Origin of the sequence: Mycobacterium sp. 1164985.4, from assembly GCF_001668575.1 — a bacterium.
In the GTDB taxonomy this organism is placed as follows: Bacteria; Actinomycetota; Actinomycetes; order Mycobacteriales; family Mycobacteriaceae; genus Mycobacterium.
The window spans coordinates 1-26449 of sequence record NZ_LZMD01000094.1; the positions used below are offsets into that span (position 1 = coordinate 1).

At 67.6% G+C, this 26449-nt stretch carries 27 protein-coding genes; 8 read left to right on the forward strand and 19 right to left on the reverse strand.

Annotated elements, in window-relative coordinates; genetic code table 11:
* Positions 1 to 44: 44 nt before the first annotated feature.
* The gene (locus A5650_RS21995) at positions 45 to 929 is read right to left on the reverse strand and encodes an SCO6745 family protein (protein WP_067296783.1); all 885 of its coding nucleotides are present in this window, start codon (positions 927 to 929) and stop codon (positions 45 to 47) included.
* A gap of 49 nt (positions 930 to 978) precedes the next feature.
* Positions 979 to 1689: a FadR/GntR family transcriptional regulator gene (locus tag A5650_RS22000; protein WP_067296787.1), complete on the reverse strand. Its 711-nt coding sequence runs from the start codon at positions 1687 to 1689 to the stop codon at positions 979 to 981.
* Positions 1690 to 1812: 123 nt separating this feature from the next.
* Between A5650_RS22000 and A5650_RS22005 the strand changes: the two genes are divergently transcribed.
* Both A5650_RS22005 and A5650_RS22010 read left to right on the forward strand, forming a co-directional pair.
* A complete protein-coding gene (locus A5650_RS22005; protein ID WP_067296927.1) occupies positions 1813 to 2331 on the forward strand; it encodes a gluconokinase in 519 nt (172 codons plus the stop codon).
* Positions 2332 to 2416: 85 nt separating this feature from the next.
* The gene (locus tag A5650_RS22010) at positions 2417 to 3853 is read left to right on the forward strand and encodes a GntP family permease (protein WP_067296790.1); all 1437 of its coding nucleotides are present in this window, start codon (positions 2417 to 2419) and stop codon (positions 3851 to 3853) included.
* 34 nt (positions 3854 to 3887) lie between these two features.
* On the opposite strand, the gene A5650_RS22015 is transcribed toward A5650_RS22010, so the two are convergent.
* The 3 genes from A5650_RS22015 to A5650_RS22025 all read right to left on the reverse strand — a co-directional run bounded on the left by A5650_RS22015 (position 3888) and on the right by A5650_RS22025 (position 5917).
* Positions 3888 to 4370, reverse strand: coding sequence for an RDD family protein (locus A5650_RS22015; protein ID WP_067296795.1), 483 nt, complete (start codon positions 4368 to 4370; stop codon positions 3888 to 3890).
* Between the two features lie 62 nt (positions 4371 to 4432).
* Positions 4433 to 5374 (reverse strand): DoxX family protein, encoded by a 942-nt coding sequence (locus tag A5650_RS22020; protein WP_064350095.1) that lies wholly within the window; start codon positions 5372 to 5374, stop codon positions 4433 to 4435.
* 36 nt (positions 5375 to 5410) lie between these two features.
* Positions 5411 to 5917 carry a DUF6328 family protein gene (locus tag A5650_RS22025; RefSeq protein ID WP_064350096.1) on the reverse strand — a complete coding sequence of 169 codons (507 nt, stop codon included), beginning with the start codon at positions 5915 to 5917 and terminating at the stop codon, positions 5411 to 5413.
* Positions 5918 to 6013: 96 nt separating this feature from the next.
* On the opposite strand from A5650_RS22025, the gene A5650_RS22030 reads away from it, so the two are divergent.
* From A5650_RS22030 to A5650_RS22040, 3 genes are all read left to right on the forward strand, one after another.
* Positions 6014 to 7411 (forward strand): xylulokinase, encoded by a 1398-nt coding sequence (locus A5650_RS22030; RefSeq protein ID WP_067296800.1) that lies wholly within the window; start codon positions 6014 to 6016, stop codon positions 7409 to 7411.
* Positions 7408 to 8103: an MBL fold metallo-hydrolase gene (locus A5650_RS22035; RefSeq protein WP_067296803.1), complete on the forward strand. Its 696-nt coding sequence runs from the start codon at positions 7408 to 7410 to the stop codon at positions 8101 to 8103. The genes A5650_RS22030 and A5650_RS22035 overlap by 4 nt, the downstream gene beginning before the upstream one ends.
* 104 nt (positions 8104 to 8207) lie before the next feature.
* The gene (locus tag A5650_RS22040; RefSeq protein ID WP_064350099.1) at positions 8208 to 8447 is read left to right on the forward strand and encodes a DUF6400 family protein; all 240 of its coding nucleotides are present in this window, start codon (positions 8208 to 8210) and stop codon (positions 8445 to 8447) included.
* 238 nt (positions 8448 to 8685) lie between these two features.
* Here A5650_RS22040 and A5650_RS22045 read toward each other — a convergent pair whose 3' ends face one another.
* Positions 8686 to 9282, reverse strand: coding sequence for a PaaI family thioesterase (locus tag A5650_RS22045; RefSeq protein ID WP_067296930.1), 597 nt, complete (start codon positions 9280 to 9282; stop codon positions 8686 to 8688).
* 100 nt (positions 9283 to 9382) lie between these two features.
* Here A5650_RS22045 and A5650_RS22050 point away from each other — a divergent pair, with 100 nt between their 5' ends.
* Positions 9383 to 10051 carry a PadR family transcriptional regulator gene (locus A5650_RS22050; protein WP_064350100.1) on the forward strand — a complete coding sequence of 223 codons (669 nt, stop codon included), beginning with the start codon at positions 9383 to 9385 and terminating at the stop codon, positions 10049 to 10051.
* Between the two features lie 4 nt (positions 10052 to 10055).
* Here the strand turns inward: A5650_RS22050 and A5650_RS22055 are convergent, their stop codons facing one another.
* Entirely contained in the window at positions 10056 to 11759 is a 1704-nt protein-coding gene (locus A5650_RS22055; RefSeq protein ID WP_067296806.1) for a 3-ketosteroid-delta-1-dehydrogenase, read from the reverse strand.
* Between the two features lie 101 nt (positions 11760 to 11860).
* Here A5650_RS22055 and A5650_RS22060 point away from each other — a divergent pair, with 101 nt between their 5' ends.
* Both A5650_RS22060 and A5650_RS22065 read left to right on the forward strand, forming a co-directional pair.
* Positions 11861 to 13000: a 3-ketosteroid-9-alpha-monooxygenase, oxygenase component gene (locus tag A5650_RS22060; RefSeq protein ID WP_067296932.1), complete on the forward strand. Its 1140-nt coding sequence runs from the start codon at positions 11861 to 11863 to the stop codon at positions 12998 to 13000.
* Positions 12997 to 13272: a hypothetical protein gene (locus A5650_RS22065; RefSeq protein ID WP_064350103.1), complete on the forward strand. Its 276-nt coding sequence runs from the start codon at positions 12997 to 12999 to the stop codon at positions 13270 to 13272. Before A5650_RS22060 ends, A5650_RS22065 begins: the two co-directional genes overlap by 4 nt.
* Positions 13273 to 13323: 51 nt before the next feature.
* Here A5650_RS22065 and A5650_RS22070 read toward each other — a convergent pair whose 3' ends face one another.
* From A5650_RS22070 to A5650_RS22125, 12 genes are all read right to left on the reverse strand, one after another.
* Positions 13324 to 14400, reverse strand: a complete 1077-nt coding sequence (locus A5650_RS22070; RefSeq protein WP_064350104.1) for a hypothetical protein — start codon at positions 14398 to 14400, stop codon at positions 13324 to 13326.
* Positions 14401 to 14516: 116 nt separating this feature from the next.
* On the reverse strand, positions 14517 to 15446 hold the full coding sequence (locus A5650_RS22075) for an alpha/beta hydrolase (protein ID WP_064350105.1): 930 nt from the start codon (positions 15444 to 15446) through the stop codon (positions 14517 to 14519).
* Entirely contained in the window at positions 15443 to 17062 is a 1620-nt protein-coding gene (locus A5650_RS22080; protein ID WP_064350212.1) for an FAD-binding protein, read from the reverse strand. Before A5650_RS22080 ends, A5650_RS22075 begins: the two co-directional genes overlap by 4 nt.
* Positions 17063 to 17070: 8 nt before the next feature.
* A complete protein-coding gene (locus tag A5650_RS22085) occupies positions 17071 to 17862 on the reverse strand; it encodes an SDR family NAD(P)-dependent oxidoreductase (protein WP_064350106.1) in 792 nt (263 codons plus the stop codon).
* Between the two features lie 26 nt (positions 17863 to 17888).
* Positions 17889 to 18740, reverse strand: a complete 852-nt coding sequence (locus A5650_RS22090; RefSeq protein WP_064350107.1) for an SDR family oxidoreductase — start codon at positions 18738 to 18740, stop codon at positions 17889 to 17891.
* A gap of 3 nt (positions 18741 to 18743) precedes the next feature.
* Entirely contained in the window at positions 18744 to 19232 is a 489-nt protein-coding gene (locus A5650_RS22095) for a nuclear transport factor 2 family protein (protein ID WP_067296808.1), read from the reverse strand.
* An 81-nt stretch (positions 19233 to 19313) separates the two neighbouring features.
* Positions 19314 to 20324 (reverse strand): acyl-CoA dehydrogenase family protein, encoded by a 1011-nt coding sequence (locus A5650_RS22100; RefSeq protein WP_064350109.1) that lies wholly within the window; start codon positions 20322 to 20324, stop codon positions 19314 to 19316.
* On the reverse strand, positions 20321 to 21466 hold the full coding sequence (locus A5650_RS22105; protein ID WP_197501951.1) for an acyl-CoA dehydrogenase family protein: 1146 nt from the start codon (positions 21464 to 21466) through the stop codon (positions 20321 to 20323). Before A5650_RS22105 ends, A5650_RS22100 begins: the two co-directional genes overlap by 4 nt.
* On the reverse strand, positions 21463 to 22242 hold the full coding sequence (locus A5650_RS22110; RefSeq protein ID WP_064350111.1) for a crotonase/enoyl-CoA hydratase family protein: 780 nt from the start codon (positions 22240 to 22242) through the stop codon (positions 21463 to 21465). The genes A5650_RS22105 and A5650_RS22110 overlap by 4 nt, the downstream gene beginning before the upstream one ends.
* Entirely contained in the window at positions 22239 to 23657 is a 1419-nt protein-coding gene (locus A5650_RS22115) for an aldehyde dehydrogenase family protein (RefSeq protein WP_067296815.1), read from the reverse strand. The genes A5650_RS22110 and A5650_RS22115 overlap by 4 nt, the downstream gene beginning before the upstream one ends.
* 14 nt (positions 23658 to 23671) lie before the next feature.
* The gene (locus A5650_RS22120) at positions 23672 to 24778 is read right to left on the reverse strand and encodes a zinc-binding dehydrogenase (protein ID WP_067296819.1); all 1107 of its coding nucleotides are present in this window, start codon (positions 24776 to 24778) and stop codon (positions 23672 to 23674) included.
* 19 nt (positions 24779 to 24797) lie between these two features.
* Positions 24798 to 26375, reverse strand: a complete 1578-nt coding sequence (locus A5650_RS22125) for an acyl-CoA synthetase (RefSeq protein WP_231992730.1) — start codon at positions 26373 to 26375, stop codon at positions 24798 to 24800.
* Positions 26376 to 26449: the final 74 nt, after the last annotated feature.

Genomic DNA, 26449 nt, shown 5'->3' on the forward strand with positions numbered 1-26449 from the left:
CGCGGCGTGTCGTGTGCAAACACGCACGCTCGCGCAACAGAGGGTTACGTGAGATGGGCGCTGTCGTCGTCGAGATCGTCGCGGTTCAGCCCCATCGGCGTGGCGGCGGGAACGTCACCGGCGGCGACCACCTTGCGGGTGATCGGCGTCAACGCGCGGAACAGCGTCTCGATCTCGTCGTCGCTCAACGCGTCGAGCACCGGCAGTGCCAGCTCGTCGGTGGCGTCCTCGATCCGCTGCTTCAGCTCGCGGCCGGCGTCGGTCAGTTCGTCGCCGTCGAACAACCCACGGTCGGTGAGCCGCGCCCGGTACGACTCCCACTGCTCGTCGTCGTAGTCGCGGCTGCGCATGATCATCTGCTTGGGCACGCGACCCGCCGCGGCGTGCAGCACGTTGCTCTCGCGTCCGGAGATGCCGTGGTTGACCAGCACCGCGATATGCCCGTCGCCGCGCTGCTCGCGCAGGAGAGTGGTGGCGTGCCACAGCTTGGCCAACGGCTCGTCCGGCCATGGCAGCGCGGCATTGGCCGCGAACAACGGCCGACCATCCAGCGTGGCGTTGCGCGCCGCTACGGCCAGCAGGTCCGCCGCGGTCGCCACGTCGTCGCCGTGTCCAACGCCGTACCGCTCGAGCGCCGCGACGGCGGACTGCTGCCGGACCCGCAGCGCGTCGGCCGGGGGAGCGACCTCCCATGCGGCCGGGAGCGCCTTGGCCACACGATGCGGCGCGAAGTTGTAGAACGCCGCCGTCACCACCTCGGGCGGCACCTGGCCGAGCGGTGCCGACCTGGCGGCGAAGTAGCCCATCCAAAACCCCTTGTAGCCAAGGTCGTCGAGGGCGGTGCGGGCTTCCGGGGCGAAGTAGGTGACGGCGTGCACGGGTTCGAGTCGATCGAAGAATCGGCGCGCCAACGACGGTTGCCTGTCCACGTCGGCAGTTAACCACTCACACCTGGACGCGCTCGCCGGGGTCCCGGCGTCAGCCGGAGGCGTCCCCCGACACCGCCGAACTGGCCTCGTCGATGATCGCCCGCATCGCCTGCTCGGCCGCCGCCTCGTCGCGCATTCGGATCGCGCGTGCCACCTCGTCGTGCAGATTGATCGCAGCCGGATTCGGCGTCCTGGGCATCATCCCGTGATGTGTTCGCCCGGTGAGCACCTCGGCGACCACGCCGTTGAGCGCGCGGAACATCTCGTTACCGCTGGCCTGGAGCATCGTGCGGTGAAAGAGCTTGTCGGCTTCGAGGTAGGCCTCGAGGTCTCCGGCACGCCCGTGCACGACCATGTCCGAGACGGCGGCCGCCATGATGCGGCACTGGTCCGGATCCGCGCGCCGCGCGGCCAGCGCCGCCGCCGCGGGTTCGAAACCCCGTCGCAGTTCGGAGAGCGAGACCAGCTGCGCGGCCCGGTCGCCGGATTCCAATCGCCAACGAATCAGCATGGGGTCGAAGACATTCCACTTCTCCGAGGGTTGGACCGTGATGCCGACCCGGCGTCGCGACTCCACCATGCCCATCGACTCGAGCACCCGGATCGCCTCGCGTGCGACGCTGCGCGACAACCCGTGTCGCGCGCTGACACCGTCCAGCGTGAGCACCTGCCCGGCGGGATACTCACCGGAGACGATCGCGGTGCCCAGCGAGTTCAGCAGATTGCCGTGCAGCGCGCCGACGATTGGTTGAGACGCCACGGATACATCTTTTCATACGATTGCTAAACCCGATTAAAGACATATAAATGCGTGATGGCATTGCAATCATATGACGATTACGGCATGCTGTGTGATGCCAAACACAACTGGGTAGGTGAGGAAATGGCGTCTCCCATCGTCGTCATGGGCGTTTCGGGCTCGGGCAAGTCGACTGTGGGCGCCGCACTCGCGCAGCGCCTGCGCGTTCCGTTCGCCGACGCCGACGACTTTCATCCGCCCGCCAACATCGCGAAGATGACCGCCGGTGAAGCGCTCGACGACGACGACCGCTATCCCTGGCTGGAAGCGATCGGCGAGTGGCTGGCCGAACACTGCGCAACCGGTGGGGTGATGAGTTGTTCGGCACTCAAGCGCAAGTACCGCGATCAGTTGCGGCGCCACTGCGCCGAGACCGTGCTGCTGCATCTGGTCGGCACTCCGGAGATCATCGGCAGGCGGCAAGCCAGCCGCCCGGGACACTTCATGCCGGCTTCTCTGCTCGCCTCCCAATTCGAGACCCTCGAACCGTTGGCAGCCGATGAGCGCGGTGTCGACATCGACGTCGACCAGAGCATCGACGCCATCGTCGAGGCCTACGTATCCGCAACGGGTTCGGACTCGACCGACCGGCAAGACCCGTGACCGCCGCACCGGCCGAGCCACATCCGTTGCCACAACACGGCGTAACAGCAAGAGACATCCGGAGACACGCACAGTCGGAGGCCTGATGGAAGCAATCGAGCCCGCTTACGGAGCAACCACGCTCCTGGTGATCGCCGCGGTCGCGGTGGCGGTTCTGCTGTTCTTGATCATGAAGGTCAAGCTGCACGCCTTCGTGGCGCTGGTGCTCGTGAGCGTGCTCACCGCGCTGGTCGCAGGCATCCCGGTCGGTGACGTTCCGGACGCCATCAGCTACGGCTTCTCGAGCACCCTCGGTTCGGTCGCCCTACTGGTCGGCTTCGGCGTCATGCTCGGTCGGCTGCTCGAAGTCACCGGCGGCGCACAGGTTCTCGCCGATACGCTCATCGCCCGCTTCGGTGAGAGACGGGCGCCGCTCGCCCTTGGGGTCGCGGCCCTGTTGTTCGGCTTCCCGATCTTCTTCGACGCCGGTCTTGTCGTCTTCCTGCCGATCATCATGACCGTCGCCCGCCGCTTCGGGGGTTCGCTGCTGCTCTACGGTCTACCGGCTGCCGGAGCGTTCGCCGCCATGCACGCCCTGGTCCCGCCCCACCCGGGTCCGGTCGCCGCGGCCGAAGCGCTCGGCGCGAGCATCGGCGTGACGCTCCTGATCGGCGCGCCCGTCGCCGTCCTGTCGTGGTACATCGGCGTGCTGCTGGTGTCGCGGGTGATCGGGAGCCGCGTGCACGTCGACGTCCCGACGGCATTGTTCGGCGAGATCAACGGCGGAGCAACGACTCCCGAGCCCGATTCCGCCGATGGCGCCGGCACGTCAGCAGTCGCCACTGCCTCCCGGACCGCACCCTCGTTCATCACCGTGCTCGGGGTGCTGCTGCTGCCGTTCGTGCTGATCTCGTTCAACACCGTCCTCGACACCCTGGTCTCCGCCGGGGTGCTGGACGAGGGCGCCACCTGGGCGCGCTACCTCATGCTGCTCGGCAACACCAGCGTTGCCCTGCTGATCACGGTGATCGTCGCGGCAGTAGTGCTGGGGTTGCGGCGGGGCCGGTCGATGGACGACGTCAGCGCCCTCTACGACAAAGCACTCGGGCCCATCTGTTCGGTCATCCTGATCACCGGCGCCGGCGGCATGTTCGGCGGAGTGCTGCGGTTGAGCGGCATCGGAAGCGCACTGAGCGACTCGCTGTCGGGGCTCGGAATGTCGCTGATCGTCCAGGCCTTCATCATCGCGACGCTGTTGCGCGTGGCGCAGGGTTCGGCCACGGTGGCGATCACGACGACGGCGGGCCTGCTCAGTGCCGCAGCGGGCGAGGCGGCTCTGAGCAGTCTTCACCTCACCTTGTTGTGCATCGCCATCGCCGCCGGGGCCACCGTGCTCTCCCATGTCAACGACTCGGGCTTCTGGTTGGTCAGCCGCTTCTTCGGGATGGATGTGAAGACCACGCTGAAGACGTGGACGGTCATGGAGACCATGCTCGGCCTGACCGCCTTCGCGTTCAGCCTCATCTTGTGGCTGGTGATCTGACCCTCGTTGGGGGTCAATGGCATTCGCGCGTCGCTCAGCCCTTGATGACCTGAGTACCGCCCGCGAGTTCGTCGTGCTTGCCCTGCTTGGTCGCACTGCCGCTGATGGTCACGGCGATGACGATGATCGCGATGACACCGAGCAACCCGCCGACGAACGGAATGATCGGCAGCAATGTCCAGGAGTTGCGGATGGCCGCCTGCGCGGCCGTCGGCTTGGGCGCACCGCCCGGTCCGCGGACGCTGAGCCCGAGCAGCTTCTTACCCGGAGTCGAGCCCATGCCAGCCTCGAAGGCCAAGAAGTAAACGAACATCAGGCCGCCGGTGAAAAACCCGGTGACCATGATGTTGGAGGCGGTGTCGGTGACGAACGCGAGCAGCCAGCTCACGATCCCCACGAGGATGCCGTCGATGATTCGGGCGAGCCAGCGCAGAAGCAGGCCGCCCGGTTGTCCGCCCGCGGCGGGATAGCCGCCGCCGTACTGCCCAGGCTGTGATCCGAGATTTCCGCTAGTCATCCGAGTCAATGTACCGGCGACCTCGCGGTTCAGGGCCGCTTTTCGTACGCTCCGCAGGGAGTTCAGCGGAGCTTGCGCTGCTGGCGCTTGGCCTGCTTGCGCGCCTCCTTGCGTGCGGTCTCGGCTTGTTTGCGAGCGGTGTCGGCCTGCTTGCGTGCGGTCTCGGCCAACTCCGCGGCGCGGCCGCGCGCCGTCTCGGCCAACTCGGGAGCGCGGTCACGAGCGATGTCTGCCCACTCCGAACCCCGTTCGCGCGCGACGTCGGCGAGCACAGCTCCGCGTTTGCGCGCCACCTCGGCGAGCTCGGGTCCGCGTTCGCGGGCGACGTCGGCGAGTTCCGCACTGCGCTTGCGCGCCAGTTCGGCGAACTCGGGCGCGCGTTCGCGGGCAACGTCGGCGAATTCGGCCCCGCGTTCGAGTGCGACGTTGGCCAGCTCGCGGCCCCGCTCTGCGCCGACATGCAGGCCATGGCCCACCTTGTCGGCCAGCGCGCTGTCGGAGAGTGCGCCACCCGCGGCCGCGCCGACGGGCAACGCCGCCGTGACCGCTTCAGAGACCTTGTGCGCCGCGCGCCGGCCACGCCAACCGAGCGAGGGTTTGCCCTCCGTGTCGACCGCCGCGATGATCAGTCCGCCGATGAGGCTCACGTCGGTGATGAACGCACGCCGCTCATCGGCCTTGCGCTGGGGATCTGTCTCGCTCCAGAACGTATGTCCGCCAAGGCTGCCCGGCACCACGCTCAATGCGAGGGCCGCGGAGGCGAGCCGAGGGAGTTTGCCGGTCGCGAGCAGCAGGCCACCGCCGATCTGGACGGCGGCCGTCGCGCGGGCGACGGTTTCGGCGTTCGTCGGAACGTTGGTCCCGACCGGGTCGGGCAGCTTGCTGAGCCCCTCGAGGGTCGGGCGTGCGGCGTCGGCCGCCGGTTTCGGGCTGCGAAGGGCTTCCACACCTCTGGCGATGAAGGCTGCTGAGAGCATCGGGCGCGCGATACGGCGAATCAACATGGCTCGGGAGTTCCCAGGCGTATCGGGACGCAAACGTCAATTGGGCGCGTCGCGGGGAGTCCGGTGCCGCAGCGGCATGATGTACCAGAACCCGACGAGCGAGATCAGCACGACGCTGCAGGCGATCCACGCCGCCGTTCGGTCGGCGACGGCATCGAAGATGATCGTCGCGACGCCGGAGAGCGCGACGCCGAGCAGCAACGTGCCCGTGATCGCGAAGGCGTGCGCGGTTGCCACCAACGTCTCCATGCGGTGCCGCCGGAACAACAGTCGGTGCATGCTGACCGGGGCGATCAGCAATATCGTCGCGCCTATGGAGCAGGCCACCGTGACGAGATAGACCGTGCGCATGACCTCGTCCAGCTCGGAGAAGCGATCGCTGAACGGCAGTATCAGCAGAAAGCCGGTGAGCAGCTGCACACCCGTCTGCGCGACCCGAAGTTCCTGCAACAGGCTCGACCAATTGCGGTCCAGCCGTTGGGCTTCCGTCTCGTGGCGCCGGTAGCCCTCCGGCCCGTCCGGATCGGGTCGCTCGAAGTCCACATCTGATTCTGGCAGCCGCTCCAGTGGCCGGTCGACCGAATGACGGTTTCCGGCCAACCGGTCGGTGGCAGTCGACGTCGGAGTACGTTGGCGAGGGTGGCGCTCGTCGCGGGGATAGATTCATCGACTCAGTCCTGCAAGGTGCTCATCTGTGATGCCGGCACCGGGGCGGTGGTCCGCTCGGGCTCGGCTCCGCACCCGGATGGAACCGAGGTCGATCCCGGGCACTGGTGGTCGGCGCTTCAGGCCGCGGCCTCGGCGGCGGGCGGTCTCGACGACGTGGCGGCGATCTCGGTGGGCGCGCAGCAGCACGGCATGGTCTGCCTTGCTGACGACGGTCGTGTGGTGCGAGATGCGTTGCTGTGGAACGATGTTCGCTCGAGTAGCGCCGCCGCCGACCTGATCCGTGAGTTGGGCGGTCCGCAGGAATGGGCCGCGCGGGTGGGCGTGGTGCCGGTCGCGGCGATCACCGCGGCGAAGGTGCGCTGGCTGGCCGATCACGAGCCCGGGCACGCGGATGCGACCGCGGCCGTGTGCCTTCCGCACGACTGGCTGACCTGGCGGCTGAGCGGCTCCCCGGATCTCGGCGACCTGCGCACCGATCGCAGCGATGCCAGCGGAACGGGGTATTTCTCCGCCGCCACCGGTCGCTACGACATCGATCTTCTCGAGATGGCCATGCGGGGCAGGCGACCCCTCGTTCCGCCGGTGCTCGAACCGGCCGCGAGCGCCGGACGCTCGGCCTCCGGTGCGGTGTTGGGGCCTGGGGCCGGCGACAACGCCGCGGCGGCGCTCGGCCTCTGCGCCGACGAGGGCGATTGTGTGGTGTCGCTGGGCACGTCGGGTGTGGTCAGCGCCGTCGGCGCGGTCGCGCCCCGCGATCCGGAGGGCATCGTCGCCGCTTTCGCCGATGCCACCGGTCGTCAGTTGCCGTTGGTGTGCACTCTCAACGGCGCCCCCGTGCTCGCCGCCGTAGCGAAGATGTTGGGCGTCGAGTTCGGCGACCTGGACCGGCTGGCACTGTCGGCGCCGCCGGGTGCGGAGGGTCTCACCCTGGTGCCGTATCTGGAGGGTGAGCGGTCGCCTAACCTACCCGCGGCCGCCGGAGCCCTGCACGGTGTGACCACACGAAACCTGCTGCCCGCAAACGTCGCTCGAGCCGCTGTGGAAGGCCTGTTGTGTTCGATGGCCTATTGCATCGAAAAGATCAGGACACACGGTGTCGACGTGGGACGCGTCATGCTGACGGGCGGGGGAGCGCGCTCGGAGGCGGCTCGCCGGATCGCACCGGCGATTTTCGGAGCGGCGGTACAGGTACCCGAACCCGCCGAATACGTTGCGCTCGGTGCTGCCCGTCAGGCCGCGTGGACGCTGGCCCAATCGGACGTGCCGCCGTCGTGGCCGCTGGCCGACATCGCGACCTACCGTGCGGATCCCACCCCGTCGGTGTTCGACCAGTATCGGGCTGCGCAGCCGCTTACTCTGGGGCAGTGAACTTTTCGTGGGATCGATTGGCAGACGGCGTGTTTCGCACCCGTTTGCCGTTTCTCGACGTCGCGGTGGGCGTGGTCGCCGGACGTAGCGGCTGCCTGCTGATCGACACGGGCAGCACGTTGGCCGAGGGGCGGGCCATCAATACCGACGTCGCCGAGCTCACCATGCAACCGGTGTGCCATGTGCTTCTGACCCACGACCACTTCGACCACGTCCTGGGCTTTCCCGCCTTCGGCGGCGCGCAGGTTTACTGCGCGCCCCCGGTGGCCGGCACCGTGACCTCCGGCAGGGAGTACCTGCGCGCGGACGCGATACGGCACGGCGCCGACACCGAAGAGGTGGACGCGGCGATCGGTGCGCTGCGCGAGCCGGACTGCAAGCTCTGGGAAGCCACTGTCGACCTCGGTGGACGGACGGTGGTGATCAGCCATCCCGGTCGCGGCCATACCGACCACGATCTGATCGCGGTGGTGGCCGCGGCGGATGTGACGGTCGTGTTCTGCGGCGACCTCGTCGAGGAATCGGGCGACCCGTCCATCGAGTTCGACTCCGACCTTGACGCCTGGCCGGCGACGCTCGATCGGGTGCTGGCCGCAGGGGGCGGCGACGCGGTCTACGTGCCCGGTCACGGGTCCGCGGTCGACGCCGACTTCGTCCGTCGGCAGCGCCGCTGGCTCACCGCCCGAAAGTGACGAATTTCAACACATAAGTGTGACCTAATTCATTGTCAGGCGCCTCGGCGGGCGGGCACGCTGGCCTTTCCTATCGAATATTTGCCAAAAGGTGCTTTCAGTTCATGCCTGATACGTCGGATTTCGACTTCGCGTACGACCTCACGCTCGACGAGGGGCGGCGGCGCGCGGCCGTCCTGGAAGCCATCGGCGACGATTGGGATCCGATCGCCGTGCTGCAGCAGGAGCGGTTGGCCTACGACATGCTCTACAGCGACTTGGACGACGAGCAGCAGCGGATCTACGACGAGCTCGTGCGCGCCGGTGTCCTGCCCGATCGGACGGTGACCCGTGCTGCCGATTGATCCCACCGCCGACCGCGCACGGCGGGCCTGGCTGGCCTGCCCCGGTTGCGACCACGGCTCGGGCTGCGGTGAGTGTGCCAGTCAGCGCAACTGCGCAGACCACTGGCAGTATCTGCTGAGCAACCGGGCCACGGTCGTTCATCTGCAATGCCCGACCTGCGGGCATCTGTGGTCGACGGATACGCGGCACCGCAGGCGCCGCGGGGCCGCCTGAGGGTCGACCCGCCCGCCCGAGCGCTCAGGGGTTCCGGGGGTGAATGAAGACACCGTCGGCTTCGACGGTGACGCCATCGGCGTCGGCGATATGCCCGACCGCGAACGTCTTCGGGCCGTCCACCCGTTCGACCCAGGCCTCCGCGCGCAGCGGGTGACCAAGCCGGGTCCCGCGCCGGTACCGCGTGGTCAACGTGCCCGTGACGGCGGGCTTGCCCGGTTTGTGCGCCGTGGCGCCGAGGACGTGGTCGAGCAGCATCGCGCAGACTCCGCCGTGGACGTGCCCGGGCGGGCCTTCGAATGCGGCGCCGAGTGTGAATTCGGCCCATACCCGGCCGTCGGGATCGTGATGCACCACCAGCGGTGGGGCAGCTGGATTGCGGACTCCGATGACGACATTTCCCCACACCATGGCCTCGCCGTCACGGGTGTGTTCGAGTCCGAATGAGCCGTCGCGCAGCGCTTCACTGAGTTCATGACTGGCGCAATCGATTCGGCCCTTCGCGGCCGCGACCGTCGCGGCGTCCGCGCGGGTGCGGATGGTGACGTCGATCAGTCGGCGCACTGATTGCGCCAGCGGTTCGTACACCGCACGCAGGTCGTCGAGTTCGGAACCGGCCATGGGCTTCAGCGTGCGCACGCCTGGGCGACTCCGCAAGGCGGCGTCCCGGCCAGTGGTGCGTTGGAGGTGCGGTGTGCTCCTGCGTTGTTAGGCTAGGCAAATGGCGAAAAGCACGTCCGACGCGAAGCCGAATCTGGCCGCGACCAGTTGGGCGCTGCTGGGCATGCTGACCTACGAACACGAACTGTCGGGCTACGACATTCGCAAGTGGATCGAATGGAGCATGCGCTTCTTCTACGGGAGCCCCGCCTACAGCCAGATCTATTCGGAGCTGAAGAAGCTCGAGAAGTTGGGACTGCTGTCCTCGCGCGTCGAGAACACCGGCCGGACCCGCAACCGTCGCCTCTACAAGATCACCCCCGCGGGTCTCGACGCGGTGCGGCGCTGGGCCAACGAGGCGCCCGTCGATCCGCCGGTGCTCAAGCACAACCCGTTGCTGCGCGTGACGTTCGGACATCTGACCGAACCGGAGCGCCTCAAGGAGATCCTGCAGGAACACATCGCCTACGCCGACGACATGCAGCGCCAAGCCGCGAAGGACGCCAAGTGGGCGGGCGTGGACCCGTCGTGGGCATACGCGAAGGTCGCATTGCAGTGGGCCGAGCGGTATTACGCCGCAGAACGCGAGCTCGCCATGAAGATGCTCAAGGAACTCGACGAGGCCGAGGCCTCCTTCGCGGATGCCGGTATCGAACGGGGCACGCAAATCCCTTGGCCTGCACCGGAATACTGGTACGAGATCGAGAAGAAGGCCGAAGCCGAGGACTGACGAGTCACCCGCCTGCGGCGTTCGCGGCGGCGATATAGCCGTACACCAAACCCTGCGCGATCGTCGCGCCCGCACCGGGATAGGTGGCGCCGAACGCATTGGCCGCCGTGTTGCCGATCGCGTACAACCCGTCAATGGCACTGCCGTCCTCCCGCAGCACACGGGCGTGGTCGTCGACGCGCAACCCGCCGCATGTGCCCAGGTCGCTGAGCACCATCTTGACGGCGTAGAACGGCCCCCGGTTCAACGGACGCAGGTTCGGGTTCGGCGTGACGGTCGGATCGCCGTAGTAGCGGTCGTAGGCACTGGCCCCGCGGAGGAAGTCGGGATCGACTCCGGCGGCGGCGTTTTCGTTGAACCGTTCGACGGTCGCGGTCAGCGCCGATTCGTCGACGCCAATCTTGGGGGCGAGTCCGGCGATGGAGTCGGCGCGGTGCGCGATACCGGCGTCGTACCACCTCTGGGGTATCGCCATACGCGGGAACAGTTCGGCGGCGAAGACGTAGCTGTTGCGATAGCCCTGGTCGAAGACGATCCACATGGATTCGACCGGGTTCCCGGCGCGTTCACGCTCGAGCAGACGCTGTCCGAACGTCATGTAGTCCGTCGCCTCGTTGACGAACCGGCTACCGGTCTGGTCGACAATGAGAGATCCGGGAAGCGATCGCTCCGCCAGCATGACCTTCGGATCGGCGCCCGGCAGCGCCGCGACGGCGGGGAACCACCACGCCTGGTCCATCAGATCGGTTGCGGCGCCGACGTCTTGGGCGATTCGGATCGCGTCGCCAGTATTCGTCTCCGCGCCCAGGCTGGCATGCTCGCCGAGGGATTCCGACTGAAACTTCCAGCGCATGTCCATGTCGTGGTCGAAACCACCCGCCGCCAACACGACACCGCGGCGCGCCGACACCGTGATCTCCGCGCCGTTGTGGTCGAGCACCACGCCGCTCACCCGGTCGCCAGCGGTGACGAGCCGACGCAAGGTGGTGTCGGTCCACACGGGGATGCCCGCGCGCAGCACACCTGCGAAGAGGCCGGCGGCCAGCGCCTGACCGCCGGCGACGTACCGCCGCTTGAGGGCCAGTCCGCCGATTCCTTGGCCGAGGCGTTTGGCGATGACCGGCAGACCTTTGCGCGGCACCCGCGACATCAGGTTCATCCAGCGGTAATCCGCGCCGGTGGTCGGTATCGGGACCTTGGCCTCCATCACGCCGGGCCGCAGACGCGTGCGGTACCGGCCGAGGATCTCCGAATCGAGGGGACGACATTCGCACGTGCGACCCACGGCGGTGCCGCCGGGCGCTTCGGGGTGGTAGTCCGAGTACTCCTTGGCCCAGAAGAGCCGCATCGGCGTCGCCCGCCGCAGCAGCTCGATCGTCGCGCCGACGTTCGCCAGGAACGCGTCCGACCGCTGCGCGGGCGCCGTCCCGTCCACCACCGCGTCGAGGTACGTCTTGGCCCGGGCCGCGGTGTCGGCGCCGCCGTCGCCCTTGATCACCGTGCTGGCCGGGAGCCACAGCGCGCCGCCCGAACGTGCAGTCGAGCCGCCGACGTAGGCCGACTTCTCGACGATCAGCACGGACAGGCCGCGCTCGTGAGCGGCGAGTGCGGCGGCCATGCCGGTGCCGGACCCGATCACCACCAGATCGACGTCGGTGTCGGTCATCGGCAAGCCGTCGGGGATCGTCGCCCGGTGTGCGCTACTCACAACCGAACAAATTAGAGCTGTTCGACGCGGTGCGGAATCGATGTCCTGATGAGCGGAACAGAACCGTGAACACGCTCGCCGAGGGCTGCTACAACAGCGGTATGACGATGGACACCGATATCGAGGTCCGCCAGATCGAGGCGGAGGCCGCGCCGTCGCGGTTCGCTCGTGGATGGCACTGCCTGGGCCTGATCAGAGATTTCGGTGACGGCAAACCGCACCAAGTGCACGCTTTCGGCAAGAAGCTCGTGGTGTTCCGCGGCGGTGACGGCCGCATCAACGTCCTGGACGCGTATTGCAGGCACATGGGCGGCGACCTGAGCCAGGGCGAGGTCAAGGGCGACGAGATCGCGTGCCCTTTCCACGACTGGCGCTGGGGCGGTGACGGGCGATGCAAAAAGGTGCCCTACAGCAAGCGCGTCCCCCGGTTGGCCCGCACCGCCACGTGGACCACGCTCGAACAGGACGGCATGCTGTTCGTCTGGAACGACCCGGAGGGCAACCCTCCACCTCCCGAGGTCACCATTCCGCGCATCGAGGGTGCGACGAGCGATGAGTGGACCGACTGGCACTGGTACACCACGGTGGTCAACACCAACTGCCGCGAGATCATCGACAACGTCGTCGACATGGCGCACTTCTTCTACATTCACGGTTCACTGCCGACGCATTTCAAGAACATCTTCGAAGGCCACGTCGCCACCCAGTACATGAACAGCGCGGGGCGGCCGGACCTCGGCGAGCCCGGTCCGACGCAGATGCTCGGAACCACCTCCGTCGCATCGTATTTCGGGCCGTCGTTCATGATCGACGACCTGACGTACCACTACACCGACATCGACCACAAGACGATCTTGATCAACTGCCACTATCCGATCGACCAGAACTCCTTCGTGCTGCAGTACGGGATCATCGTCAAGAAGTCCGAGCAGCTGCCCGAGGACCTCGCGATGCAGACCGCGATCGGTCTCGGCGACTTCGTGAAGATGGGTTTCGAGCAGGACGTCGCGATCTGGAAGAACAAGGCCCGCATCGACAATCCGCTGCTGTGCGAGGAGGACGGGCCGGTCTACCAACTGCGTCGGTGGTACGAGCAGTTCTATGTGGATGTCGCCGACGTGACACCCGACATGGTGGACCGCTTCGAGTACGAGATCGACACCACCCGCCCGCGGGAGGAGTGGATGAAGGTCGTCGAGGCCAATATCGCCGCACGGGACGCCGTCACGAGCGCGGGATGACCGTCCGCCAGGACAACCGACTCGCCGACACGCCGATGACCTCGGTGACGTGCCGGCTCTGCGCGGCAACCGTTTTGGTGCGCAAGAGCACCTGGCAGCAGACCAGCGTGCAATGGGACGCCGAGTCCACCGAGAAGTGCCACCAGCGCCGCGACGCCGAAGCCATCCATGCGCACGACGGCAGACCGTTCCTCGTCTGCTTCGAGCTGCGGGATTCGATCGAGGAGGCGGCGCGCCGCGGGGCGGTGCCGATCGTCGACGAAACAGTGTGACTTCGGTGCGCTACCGATCGCTGAGCGATTGATAGCGCACCGAAATCGCTACTAGGTCAGCTGGAATGCCGAGAGGGGAGCTTCCTGCGGGTACTCCGCCGGCCCGCCGAGGTCGTAGACCGCGTTCAGCGCCGCGATGAACTCCGGGTCGTGTAGAGGCTCGCTCGGCACATCGAGCTTGATGCCCTTGGAGTGCACATCGTCGACGAGCATGTCGATCGCCTTGTCGATGGTCAGATCGTCGCTGCCGTCCATGTTCTTCTTGAGCTCGTCGAAGTCGGTGAACACCTCCGCCGACCAGTGCACCAGGAACCGCAGTTCGTCGGTGTGGTGACGGGCGATGACGTCGTCGCCGTTCTTGAGCAGCCAGAAGTCGCGGTCGGACGGATCTCCGGTAAACACCGTGTCGAACGCCAGGCCGGCCGGGGTCTGTTGATCGAGCGGCCCGTTGGCCTCGCCGCGGTGCACCATCATCTCGTTCTGCACGAGCACACCGCGGTTGTACACCGGCGGCAGCAGGCGTTTCGGCGGCTTGAGTGGTCCGTCGGGCCAGTAGGTGAAGCCGCTGCCCTCGTCGAGCGAGAACCACGTGATGACCTGAGCCATCTTGATGAGGTAGTCGCGGAACAGCCCCGACTTGCCCATCACGCTGGTCAGCCAGGTGGGAGCGTTCTCGTGGCGCACGCCGCGGAAACTGGGGGAGTCCAGGTGGCCGGGATCGCGGTTCGCGCAGGGGCCGTTGATGTTGAACAGCATCATCTCGGGCTTGGCGTACTCGGCGTTCCAGTAGCTCTTGGCGTACTCGACGAAGCGCTGGTTGTAGAAGCAGTCGTGCAACTCGGGGTAGAGCACCGTGCCGTAATTGGCCAGATAACCGCGGAACGTCGCGGTGAGGAACAGGTCCAGCGAGGGGGTGAAGCCCTCGGGGAACAACCCGCTCATGGTGGCCATCAGTTCTTCGGCAGACGCGAAGTGCTGGGCGATGATCAGCTTCCACGGACCCTGGGTGCGCACCACATCGAGGAGGCGCTCCCGCTGGTCGTCGGTATAGAGGTTGTCGATCTCGCGGGGCGGTGAGGCGGGCCGCAGGATGTCGGACAACTCAATCCGCTGCTCTTGGGTGAGCATGTTCTCTCCTACTCTCGAGGCCGGCATCTCATGCCGGTCGCTTGGCCAATTCTGTGGTTGCGGCGCGCAAGTGGACGCGTGCCTGTCCGGTCATCGGGACATCTGTTTCCGCCCGGTCAGAAAGGCAGCGGATGGGCGAACTTCGCGCGCAGCAGCGCGCCGATTTCGGCCACCGCCAGTCTCCCGCGGGCCGTCGCCTCTGAACGCATCAAGAACCCGTGGTACACACCGGGGTAGCGGGTCACCGTCGTCTGCACTCCCGCCTCGCGCAACCGGTCCGCATAGCGCTCACCCCAGTCGCGGATCGGATCGGCTTCGGCCGTCACGACGACGGCCTGCGGCAGGCCCGACAGATCATGCGCGCGCGCGGGAACCGTGTACGGGTGCTCGGGGCCTTCGGCCAGCTCGTGCATGTACTCGATGTCGGCGAGTGTGAGCATCGGCGCCTCGGGCATGGCCCGGATCGACGGGACCTCGAGATCCTTGTCGACGCCCGGATACATCAGCACCTGAGCGAATAGGGTTGGGCCGCCGCGGTCGCGGGCGGCCAACGCGACGCCGGCGGCCAGCGTTCCCCCGGCGCTGTCGCCCGCCACCGCGACCCGGGTGCAGTCGATCCGGAGGTCGTCGGCATGGGCGGCCACCCAACAGGTCGTGGCGTAGGCGTCGTCGAACTGGGCCGGGGGTGCCGCTTCGGGGGCCAGGCGGTAGTCGACGGACACCACCGTGGCGTGGGAGTGCTGGGCGAGGTTGCGCGCCAACGGTTCGAAGGAGTGGTTGGAGCCCAGAACCATCCCGCCGCCGTGGAAGTAGACGACCGCTGGGGCGTCGCTGTCGGTTGACGGCCGGTAGATGCGCAGCGGGATGTCCCCGACGGGGCCCTCGATGATCCGGTCTTCGACGTCGGCAATCTCCGGCATCGCAGGCAGCGGCGCGGATTCCAACGCGTCACGCACGGCGTCGAGCCCGCGCTCCCGCATCGGCGCCACGTCCCCGAACTGCGCAACCCGCGCCGCGGCGTCGGGATCCAGGCAGTAGTGCGTCACAGGCGATCTCGATCACTCGAGACCGACCGCAGCGTGTCCGACGCGTGCGCCCCTGCGCGCCGTCCGCTGAAGATGCAGTCCGCGATGGACAACCCGCTGACATAGCTGTTGGAGCAGATACCGACCGCATTGCGACCCGCGGCGTAGAGGCCCGCCACGGTTCCACCGTCACGATGGGCGACTTCGCCGGTGTGTTCATCGACGATGAGGCCGCCGAGTGTCAGCCCGGGGATCGGGTAGAACATCGACGAGTCCGCAGAGATGTTGATCGAGTAGAACGGCGGGGTTGTCAGCGGGGGGCACAGATCCGGCTCCTTGTGCGCGGGGTCGCCCGCACCGCCGGCAATGCCGCGGTTGTACTCCTCGACGGTGCGGCGCAGACCCGTCGGATCGATCCCGTTCTTTCGTGCGATGTCCTCGACCGTCGACGCCTTGCGGTGTCCGACCGTCAACAGGTACATCAATTGCAGGCGCTGGAAGAGCTGTGTCTGCGTGCGAATCTGGGCCTTTACTTTTCTCCAGGTCGGGGCGTCGTAGATGGCCCAGCCCGCGCCGCTGAACTCGCGCATCATCACATTGCCGTGCGTTGCGCCGTAAAGGTCTTCGTTGGCGATGCGTCGGCCGTCCCGGCCCACGGTGAGGCCTTCGAGAAATGCGCTCGGTGGCGACAGAAAACGCCAGGCCGTGATGTTGCCCATCTTGTCGGTCATGCCTCCGGCTTCGACTCCCAGGGCGATACCCGAGCCGTCGTCGCCGGGGGTGCCGAGCGGCGAGATCTTCATGAACTCCGGAGCGTGTTCGGCCATCCACTCACGGTTGTGGACGAAACCGCCGGCGGCCAGTATCACTGCTCGTGCGGACGCCTCGCCGTCCACGGCGGCCTCGGACCACAGCGTCTCGGCGCGCGCGACCGCGCCCTTGACCAGGCCGGGCAGCCAGGTGCCTGCCTTTCCGGTGAGCTTGGTCAGAACGCGGTGCTTGCGCGCATCGGGATGGTTCGTCGGCATCGCGCGATACCGGACCCCGCGGATCCGCCCGTGGTCATCGGCTATGAGTTGGTGCACTCGGCACAACGGAATGAATTCGACGCCTTTGGCTTTCGCCGAACGGCGCAGGTTCTCGAACAGCACCTTGCCCGAGCTCATACCCGGAGCCACCACGCGGTGCCCGCGCGGCACGGGCCGCGCGTGCCGCGCGTAGGGATGGGCCTTCTCGTTGCCGGAGTAGTAGAGGTAGAAATCGTCGGTCGGATACGACGTCTTGTATGAGGACACGGGACCGCCGCGGAACCCGACCCCTTGTCTCTTGAGCCACTCGATCAGATCCGGGCTCTGTTCGCAGAACCTCCGAAGGGTTTCACTGCTGACCGCGTCGCCGACCTCCTGTTCGAGATACGCCCGCATATCCGCGACGCTGTCGTCGTATCCGCCGGCCCGCTGTTCGGCCGTACCCGCGCCCGCGTAGACGATCCCGCCCGACAAGGCAGTCGCGCCGCCGCCATACCCCCGATCCAGCACCAGGACGCGAGCTCCGCGATCGGCAGCCTCGATCGCGGCGGCGGCGCCGGCAGCACCGAACCCGACAACGATGACGTCGTACTCGGTTTCAGCTGCCACGTTCAACCTCACAGAACCGACTTGATCTGCTTGGCGACCAACCGGGTAGTGCGCTTCGCCGACAGCCGGGCCAAGATGTCGAGGGCCAATGCGTCCGTGCCGATCAGGACTCGGAAGCGGTCACGGGCGATTCCGTCGACGATCTTCTTGCCTGCGGCTTCGGCGGTGGCGGAACGAACCTTCTTGTCACCGGCGTCGAGCATCGCCACCCCGGAGTTCCCCGTCAGGTTGGTGTCGATGTTTCCCGGAAACACCGTCACCACATGGACATTGGTGTCGCACAGTTCGGCGTAGAGACCCTCGCTGAACTGCTTCACCGCTCCTTTACTCGCGCTGTAGAGCGTTTGGCTGGCGAACGGCAACAGCGCGGAGAGACTCGACATGTTGGTGATGTTCGCCTCCGGCCGCGTCAGCAGGGACGGCAGGAAGGCGCGGCACATCCGCACTGTGGCATCGAAGTTGACGGCCATGATGCGGTCGGTCTCATCTGGGGAAAGCTCGGAGAAGGGGGCGAATCGGTGGATGACGCCGGCGATGTTGACCAGTCCGTCGATCTGTCCGTGCTCTTTCGCTACCGCCTCGGGTAGTGCGGCGACCGCCTCGTCGTCGGTGAGGTCGAGAACATGCGTGGACATCGGGATGCCGGTGATGCTCGCGAGTTCCGCCGTACCAGCCAGGCCGACCGAGTCACGGTCGACCGCAGCGATGCGTGCGCCGCGGCGGGCGAGTCCGAGCGCGACTTGCCTGCCCATACCGTTGCCGGCGCCGGTCACCACGAACACCTTGTCGGCGATCTGCACGTCGACCTTCCTTCAATCGGATTCCGTCAATGCCGAGTGGGGTCGAACCGCCGCTTGGCGCGCAGGGCCGGCGCCCGGCGCGACGCCAGGACTTCGGCGCGCTCCGCCATGGCGTTGCCGACGTACTCGGGTTGGGTGAGCAGATAGAACTCGCCGGCCGCGGCCTGTTCGAAGACCACTCGCGCCGCTTCGACCGGATCCATTGCCTCGGCCTTGATGTCGAGCATCGCGGTCCGCTGCGCCTCGGCGGCCCCGACGTCGCCGTCGTCCACGCCGCCGGCGGACTCGAAGATGTTCGACTTGACCGCGCCGGGAAGCACCGCCTGCACGTGGATCCGGTCGGCGTGGCCGGCCAATTCGACCTCCAGTCGCAGACATTCGGTCAGCGCCAGCACCGCGTGCTTGCTCATGATGTAGGGCGCCTGCAGCGGCACGGCGGCCACCCCGCCGATCGACGACAGGTTCCACACCCACGACGGAGTGTCCGCGGCGATCATGCGCGGGAGAAATGCGCGGATTCCGTGGAACACGCCGTTGATGTTGATGTCCACCAGCCGGTCCCAATTGGCGACGGGGGTGTCCCACAGGTATCCGAACTGCTCGACACCGGCGTTGTTGACCAGCAGCCGGACCGGGCCGACCTCTGAGTACACCTGTGCGGCAAGGCCTTCGAGCGCCTCGGGGTCGCGCACATCGCACACCAGGTCCACCGAGCCCGTGAGCTCGTCGCGAAGTACTGCGATAGCCGAGGCGTCGATGTCGACCAGTACGACGGTCATGCCCAGCGCGGCGGCATGGCGTGCCAGTCCCGCGCCTATCCCGTTTCCGGCGCCGGTGATGACCGCGACACCACCGCCGAACGTCGCGCGTGCGTCCACGCCTTACGAGGCGGTCGAGGCGGTGGCGGTCTTGGCGGCGTGCTCGGAGAACGTGACGGAGTCCTCGGCGTCGAGGATCACGGTCATCGATGTGAACACCAGGCCGTCGCCGGCGCGGCGGATGCCCACGTCGACCACACCGCTGGAGACGTCGAACGGGACGTTGTTCGTCACCTGGTTCACGTACAGGTAGAAGCGCGCGGTGGTGACGTCTCCGTCGACGCCGGTGCGGAAGACGTTGGTGGCGTGGTGGCGCAGCGGATAGGGATTCTCGTTGCGGTGCTGGGTCAACCACGCCAAGGTCTCGTCCTTGCCGTGCAACTCGGCGGCCAGCAGATCCTCGAACGGGCAGTTCCCGGAATCGGACCGGCTCAGGTATTCCATCTCCTCGCCGAGCCGGGCCCCGAGTTCGGCGAAGTGACCCTGGTCGTAGTGGTACCAGAAGGCGGCGATGAACTCCTGGACCTCGGACAGCGTGATCTCGTTGCTCATGGGTGCGAGTCAACCGTCGCCGACCGGGACGTGGCGCGGCGGTGCCCGGTCAGTGGAACACCGCGCGGCCGGGCAGTCGGATCAGTCGACGATCAGGCTCCACACGTCGGCTCCGGCGGCCAGCGTCGCGTCGGTGACCCGTTCGTCCCAATAGCGCACCGACCCGAATTCGGATCGCCATGCGAGCGCGGCGCGGGTGAACTCGTGCAACCGGTGCTCGAGGGTGGTGCCGATCGCGCCGTGAACCTGGTGGGCGTTGCGCACCACGACCGACGTGGCATGACCGACGCAGGAGCGTGCCGCCGCGACGCGGAAGGCGAGGTTGCCCGTCGACCAACCGTTCGTGACGGCCGTCGTCAGCGCACCCTCGGTGGCCGCCCGCGCCAGCGCCGCTTCGGCGGCGGAGTCGGCGATCAGGTGCTGGACGGCCTGGAAGCGGGACAGGGGCCGGCCGAACTGGATTCGCGACGCGGCGTGTTCGACCGACGACAGCACGATGCGGTCGAGCACCGCGCACACCTGGATCGCCCGCACCATCGCGGCTCTCAGCCGCAATTCGGCCACCCGATCGGAGGTCACCGGGACGCCGTCGAGCGCGGTGACGTCGGCCTCGATGGAGTCGCGGGGTTCACCGATCAGGTTGCTGCCGGCCGTGATCGAGAGTGCGGCGACGTCGACGTCGGCGACGCGATGGTCGTCGCCGTCGCGCCAGACGACGACCACCCGGTCACTGGCCGCGGCCCAGGGGACGCCGTCGGAGGTGCCGTCCTCGCCGAGCAGGCACACCGTGCGCACCGCGTCGTCGCCGCTCATCCCGTTCGCCTCGAGCAGCCAGCAGGCCAGTAGGTCGTGTTCGGCCAACGGTGTTCGCACCGCGTTGCGGGCGGCGGCCGCCAGCAGTTCGGCGGCCTCGAACCAGCCCGCCCCGCTGCCGCCCGACTCCTCGGCGCCGGTCAGGCGAACCAGGCCCAGGTCGTCGAGGCGCCGCCACAACTCGGTATCCCGTTCGACGGCCTTCGCAGGCGGGTGGGCGTCGCGGTACTCGGCGAAGACCGCGTCCATCATCTCGACGAGCGCTGGATCGACGGTCATCGCAGCCCCAACCCTCGTGCGATCACGCCGCGCAACACCTCGTTGGTGCCGCCGCGCAGCGTGAAGCCGGGACGCTGATCCACGGCTCTCGAAACCAGTTCGGCGAGTTCGGGATTCGTGGTCCCGTCGGTCAGCGTGTCGGCGAAGTCCGCGATGTCTCCCTCGGTGGTGGTGCCGAGCACCTTGACCACCGCCGCGGGAACATCGGCGGGCTCGCGCCGCTCCAGTGCGCCCGCGACTGCGGTCGACATCTGGTGCAATCCGGCGGTTCGGGCGATAAGGCGGCCGAGTCCGGCGTCCCGCGAAAGCCTCTGTGCGGCCATCTTTTCGCCGCACATCCGCAACAGCACGAAGGTGGACAGGAACCGTTCGGGTCCGCTGCGCTCGAAAGCCAGTTCCGACGTGACCTGGCGCCAGCCCGCACCGATCTCACCGAACACCATGTCGTCGGGGACGAAGGCGCCGTCGAGGACCACCTCGTTGAAGTGGTGTGCGCCGTTCATCGAGACGACGGGCCGGATGTGCACGCCCGATCCGCGCAGGTCGACGATGAACTGACTCAATCCGGCGTGGCGGTTGTCCGGATCGACGGGCGCAGTGCGGGCCAACGCGATGAACGCATGCGCGTAGTGCGCGCCCGAGGTCCACACCTTCGTCCCGGACAGCGACCAGCCGCCGTCGACCTGTACCGCTTTGGTACGCACGCTCGCGAGATCGGAGCCGGAATCGGGTTCGCTCATGCCGATGCCGAAGAAGCACTCGCCGCGCACGATTCGGGGAAGGAACTCCCTCTTCTGCAGTTCCGTGCCGTACTTGAGCAACGACGGCACGATCTGCCGGTCGGCGATCCAGTGCGCCGCGACCGGTGCGCCCGCGGCGAGCAGCTCCTCGGTCACCGCGAACCGTTCGACGAAGGAGCGTCCGTGTCCGCCGTACTCGACCGGCACGGTCATTCCGAGATAGCCCTGGGCGGCAAGCGCTTTGGTGAAGTCCTCGTCCCATCCCGTCAGCCACGCGTCGACCGACGGCGTGAAGGCGCCCGCGGCACGTTGCTCGGCAATGAACGCGCGAACCTCTGCCCGCAGGGCCGCGGTCGCAGCGGCGTCGACGGCAGCCGGGGGCACCAGGCGGGGGAGCGTCACGGGGCGGTCCGCCATCGGCTGATGCGCTGTTCATGCTCCCGGTCGCGGTGGGCCAGCGGCTGCATGGCCGCGGCCATGGCCAGCGTGGAGTCCAGCGAGCCGGCCCGCGATTCCTGCAGCAGACGTTTGGCCATCCGCAGCGCGTGAGCGGGGTTCTTGGTGATCCGCTCGGCCAACGCGAGCGCCTCCGTGAGCAGGTCGTCGTGCGGCACAACGCGGCTGACCATGCCCCACTCCAGGGCAGTGGCCGCATCGACGCGGTCGCCGGTGAACGTCATCTCGGCGGCGCGCTCGTAGCCGATCGCCCTCGGCAGGAACCAGGTGCCGCCGTCGCCCGGGATGATGCCGATCTGTACGAAGCTCTCGGCGAACGACGCCCGTTCGGAAGCCACGCGGATGTCGCACATCATGGCGAGGTCGCAGCCCGCTCCCACGGCGGGTCCGTTGACCGCGGCGATCAGCGGGACCTCCAGGCGCCCGAGTGCGCGCGGGATGCGCTGGATCCCGTCGACGTAGGCGCGCCGCTGGTCGAGGGCGTCGAGGCCGAACATCCCGGTGCGGTCGGCCATCTCCTTGACGTTGCCGCCCGCGGAGAAGATCTTGCCCGCGCCGGTCAGGATCACCGCGCGCACGTCGAGGTCGGCGTTGGCGGCGTCGACCGCGGCCTCGAACGCCGAGATGAAGCCCTTGTCGGTGATCGCGTTGCCGACCTCGGGCAGGTCGATGGTCCACGTCTGTGTCGCACCGTGAGCGGCGATGTTCAGCGGTGTGCTCATGACGGCAACTGTAGGGACTTGGTCTGCAGGAATTCCTCGAACCCCGCGCGGCCGAGCTCGCGACCGACACCGGACTTCTTGTACCCGCCGAACGGCGCGACCGGGTTGTACATGCCGCCGTTGACGTCGAGCTGTCCGGTCTGCACGCGACGCGCGAAGGAAATGGCCGTGTCGAGGTCGGGACCCCACACCGCGCCCGCGAGCCCGTAGGGCGTGCCATTGGCGATGCGTAGGGCGTCGTCGGTGTCCCGGAACGGAATCACCGCGAGCACCGGCCCGAACACCTCCTCCTGGCCCAGCTCGGAGTCGGGGTCGACGTCGGCGAACACGGTCGGGGCGACGTAGTAGCCGGTGTCGCGGACCGATTCGGATCCGCCGGTGAGCAGGCGGGCGCCGTCGCGGCGTGCGCGGTCGATGAACCCGCGCACGGATTCGAACTGCGCGGCCGAGGCCAGGGGGCCGATCCGGGTACCGGGATCGGACGGGTCGCCGACCGTGTACTTGGCGGCGGCCGCCTCGATCAGTTCGAGGGCCTCGTCGTAGCGCGAGTGCGGCACCAGCATCCGGGTCCACGCCATGCAGGTCTGCCCGCCGTTGAGGAATGCGTTGCCCACGCCGACCTTCACCGCGGTGGTCAGGTCGCCGCCGTCGAGGATGACGTTGGCGGACTTGCCGCCGAGTTCGAGGGCGACCTTCTTCACCGATCCGGCGGCGAGCTCGGCGACCCGGCGGCCCACGGCGGTCGATCCGGTGAACGACACCACGTCGACGTCGGGATGCGACGCGATGCGCTCGCCCACCACGGATCCGCGTCCTGACACCAGGTTCACCACACCGTCGGGAAGTCCGGCCTCCTCGACCGCTTCGATGAACGCGAACACCGACAGCGGCGCCTCGTTGCTCGGCTTGAGGACGACGGTGCAGCCCGCGGCGATCGCGGGCAGCACCTTGGCCACCACCTGATAGAGCGGGTAGTTCCACGGGGTGATGGCGCCGACGACGCCGTACGGCTCGCGCAGCACCAACGAGTTGCCCACGCGCTCTTCGAATTCGAAGGACTCGAGGACGTCGGCGAAACCGTGGGCCACCGCCAGTGGGACCTTGGTCTGAACGCCCTGCGCCACCCGCACCGGTGCGCCCATCTCCCGGCTGATGGTCTCGGCGATGTCGGGCAGCCGCTTCTCCATCGCGGCGATCACCCGGGCCAGCCGGTCACTGCGCTCGGCGCGGGTGATCAACGGATCGAAGGCTCGGCGGGCGGCGGCCACGGCCGCGTCCACGTCGGCGACCGTTCCGTTGGGCACACAGCCGATCACCTTCTCGGTGGCGGGGTCGACGATGTCGATCACGTCGGCCGCCGACGGTGTCATCCACTGCCCGTCGATGAACAGCGTCTTGCGGGTGTAGTCGTGCATGGGTCTCCTTGGGATCAGGGAACGATGCTGGCGCGGACGTCGCGCTTGTGCTCGGCGGCGGCGAACGCCTCGTTGATGTCGTCGAGCGGATACTGCGCTGCAGCCAGCCGGTGCAGGGGGAGGGCATCCTGGTGCTGTTCGAGGAAGGTCAGCGCCCGCGACAGCACCGGCGGTTCGTACAGCGAGACCCCGACCAGCGTCTTGTTGGCGAATACGAACCGTGACGGGTCGAATTCGAAGGTCTTGCCGATGTTGATGTTTCCGATCTCGACGTAACGGCCGAACTGGCCGAGCATCTTGAGGCCCTCGTCGATGGCTGACGGGTGGCCCACGACCTCGACCACGACGTCGGCGCCGTGACCGTCGGTCAGGTCGCGGATGATCTTTGCGCGGTCCTTCACCGTGGCGGTCGTGTTGATGTCGATCACCGCGTCGGCGCCGAACGCGGTTGCCAACTCGAGACGTTCGGGCACACCGTCGATGGCGATGACCCGGCCCGCGCCGCGGGCCTTGGCCACCGCGATCGCATACAGCCCCAGCGCACCGGCGCCCTGCACGACGACGGTCTCACCGAGTTGTTGGTCTACACGCTCGAGGCCGTACATCACCTGGGACAGTGCACAGTTCGCGCCCGACGCGATGTCGTCGCTGACCCGGTCGGGCACGGTGTACACGACCGCCCCGGCCGGCAGCAGGAAGTAGTCGGCGTAGCCGCCGACGAAGTAGGGCGGCGCGTCGGCGCGTCCGAGCATGGCCATCGCGAGGTTGAGGCACGCGTTGCGCCTGCCCGCCAGGCAGCTTCGGCACCGGTGGCAGGAAAAGAAGTAGGGGAACACCACCCGGCTGCCCTTCACCAGCGGTGCGCCGTTCGAGTCCGCCGTGACCCCGTCACCGAGTTCGGATACCGCGCCGACCATTTCGTGACCGAGCACCGTCGGAAGTTGTCCCCCCAGTCCGCGGGTGGCGAAGGTGCCGTGCCACGCGTGCAGGTCCGATCCGCAGATATTGGTCCTGGTGACCTTGATCAGGATCTCGCCGGGGCCGACCTCGGCCAGGTTCACGGATTCTATCTCGAACGGTTTTCCGGGCGCGTTAAAGCGCGCGATACGTCCTGTGACCAATCCCCAGTTCCCTTCTGGCTCAGCGGCTCAGCGGTTCGGCCGCGAAGCGTTCGCGCAGTTGACGTTTCAGCAGCTTGCCGCTCGGGTTCTTCGGCAACGTGTCGACGAAGAAGACGTGCTTGGGGGTCTTGAACCCGGCCAGATGCTGCCGGCAGTGCGCGATCAGGTCGTCCTCGGTCAGGTTGGCGCCCTCGCGGGACACCACCGCGGCGACCACGGTCTCGACCCACTTCGGATGCGGAAGACCGAAGACCGCGACCTCCTGAACCCCGTTGTGCCGGTACAGAACTTCCTCGACCTCGCGGCTGGCGACATTCTCGCCACCGGTCTTGATCATGTCCTTCTTGCGGTCGACCACGTGCAGGAGCCCGTGTTCGTCGTAGTAACCGAGGTCGCCGGAGTGGAACCAACCGCCGCGGAACGCCTCCGCCGTCTTGGCCGGGTCGTCGAGATAACCGAGCATCAGATGCGGACTGTGGTGGGCGATCTCACCCACCACGCCGGGTGCTACCGGAGCGTCGTCCTCGTCGAGGATCGTCGTCTCGACGTTGACCACGGGGCGTCCCGCCGAACCGGCGTGGGTGTCCTGCTCGTCGGGCCCGAGCGCGGACGCCAGCGGTGCCAACTCCGTCTGTCCGTAGAAGTTCCACAACCTCAGGTTCGGCAGCCGGTCGCGGATCTCGGCGAGGATCTCGATCGGCATCGCAGAAGCGCCGTAGTAGCCCTTGCGCAGGCTCGACAGATCGACCTCGTCGAACACCGGACAACGCAACAGACTGATCCAGACCGTCGGAGGCGCGAAGTAGTTGGTCACCCCGTAGCGGGCGATCGTGCGCAGCACCGTCTCGGGGTCGGGCCCGGGCAGGATGATGCTGGTGGCACCGAGATAGATGTCGGTGGCGAGAAAGTTGTCCAGCTGCGCGCAGTGATACAGCGGCAGCGAGTGGATTTCGACGTCGTCACCGGCCATCGAACCGGCGACGATGGTGCTGACGTACTGCCACATCAGGCTGCGGCTCGTGTGCATCGCGCCCTTGGGCCGTGACTCCGTGCCGCTGGTGTACATCAACCGCAGCACTTGGTCGTCGTCGATGCGCGGACTCGGCGCGGGGGTGGTGGTGGAGAGCCACCGCGCGAAGTCGTCCCAGCCTGACGGAATGCTCTGTCCGGGCCGAACGATCGCCGCCCTGGTGCGCACCGCTCCGTCGATGCGCATGGCGTCCTCGGCGACGTCCGCCAGCTCGGCTTCGACGATGAAGCCCTTGGCCTTGCTGTGGCCGAGGATGTATGCGACCTCCTCGGCCGTCAGCATGAAGTTGACCGGCACCAGCACCGCCGCGGCGCGGGCGGTGGCGAAGGCGAGCACCGCATACTGCCAACAGTTGCGTGCCAGCAGCGCCACCCGGTCACCGGGGTCAAAGCCGTTGTCCTGCAACGCCGCCGCGGCCCGGTCGACGAGCTGGTCGAACTCGGCGAACGTCAACACCGTGTCGCCATCGATGATCGCGGTCTTGTCGGGTTGCCTGCGGGCCGAGCGGCGCGGGATGTCGCCCAAGGTGTGGCTGCGCGCCTGGTCGACCACCGCATCCAGATCCATGGCGGGCAGCGTAAGCATGTCTGGCGTGGGGCGAGGGACCGATGTCCCGCTCAGTAGGCAGGGCACTGCCCGGT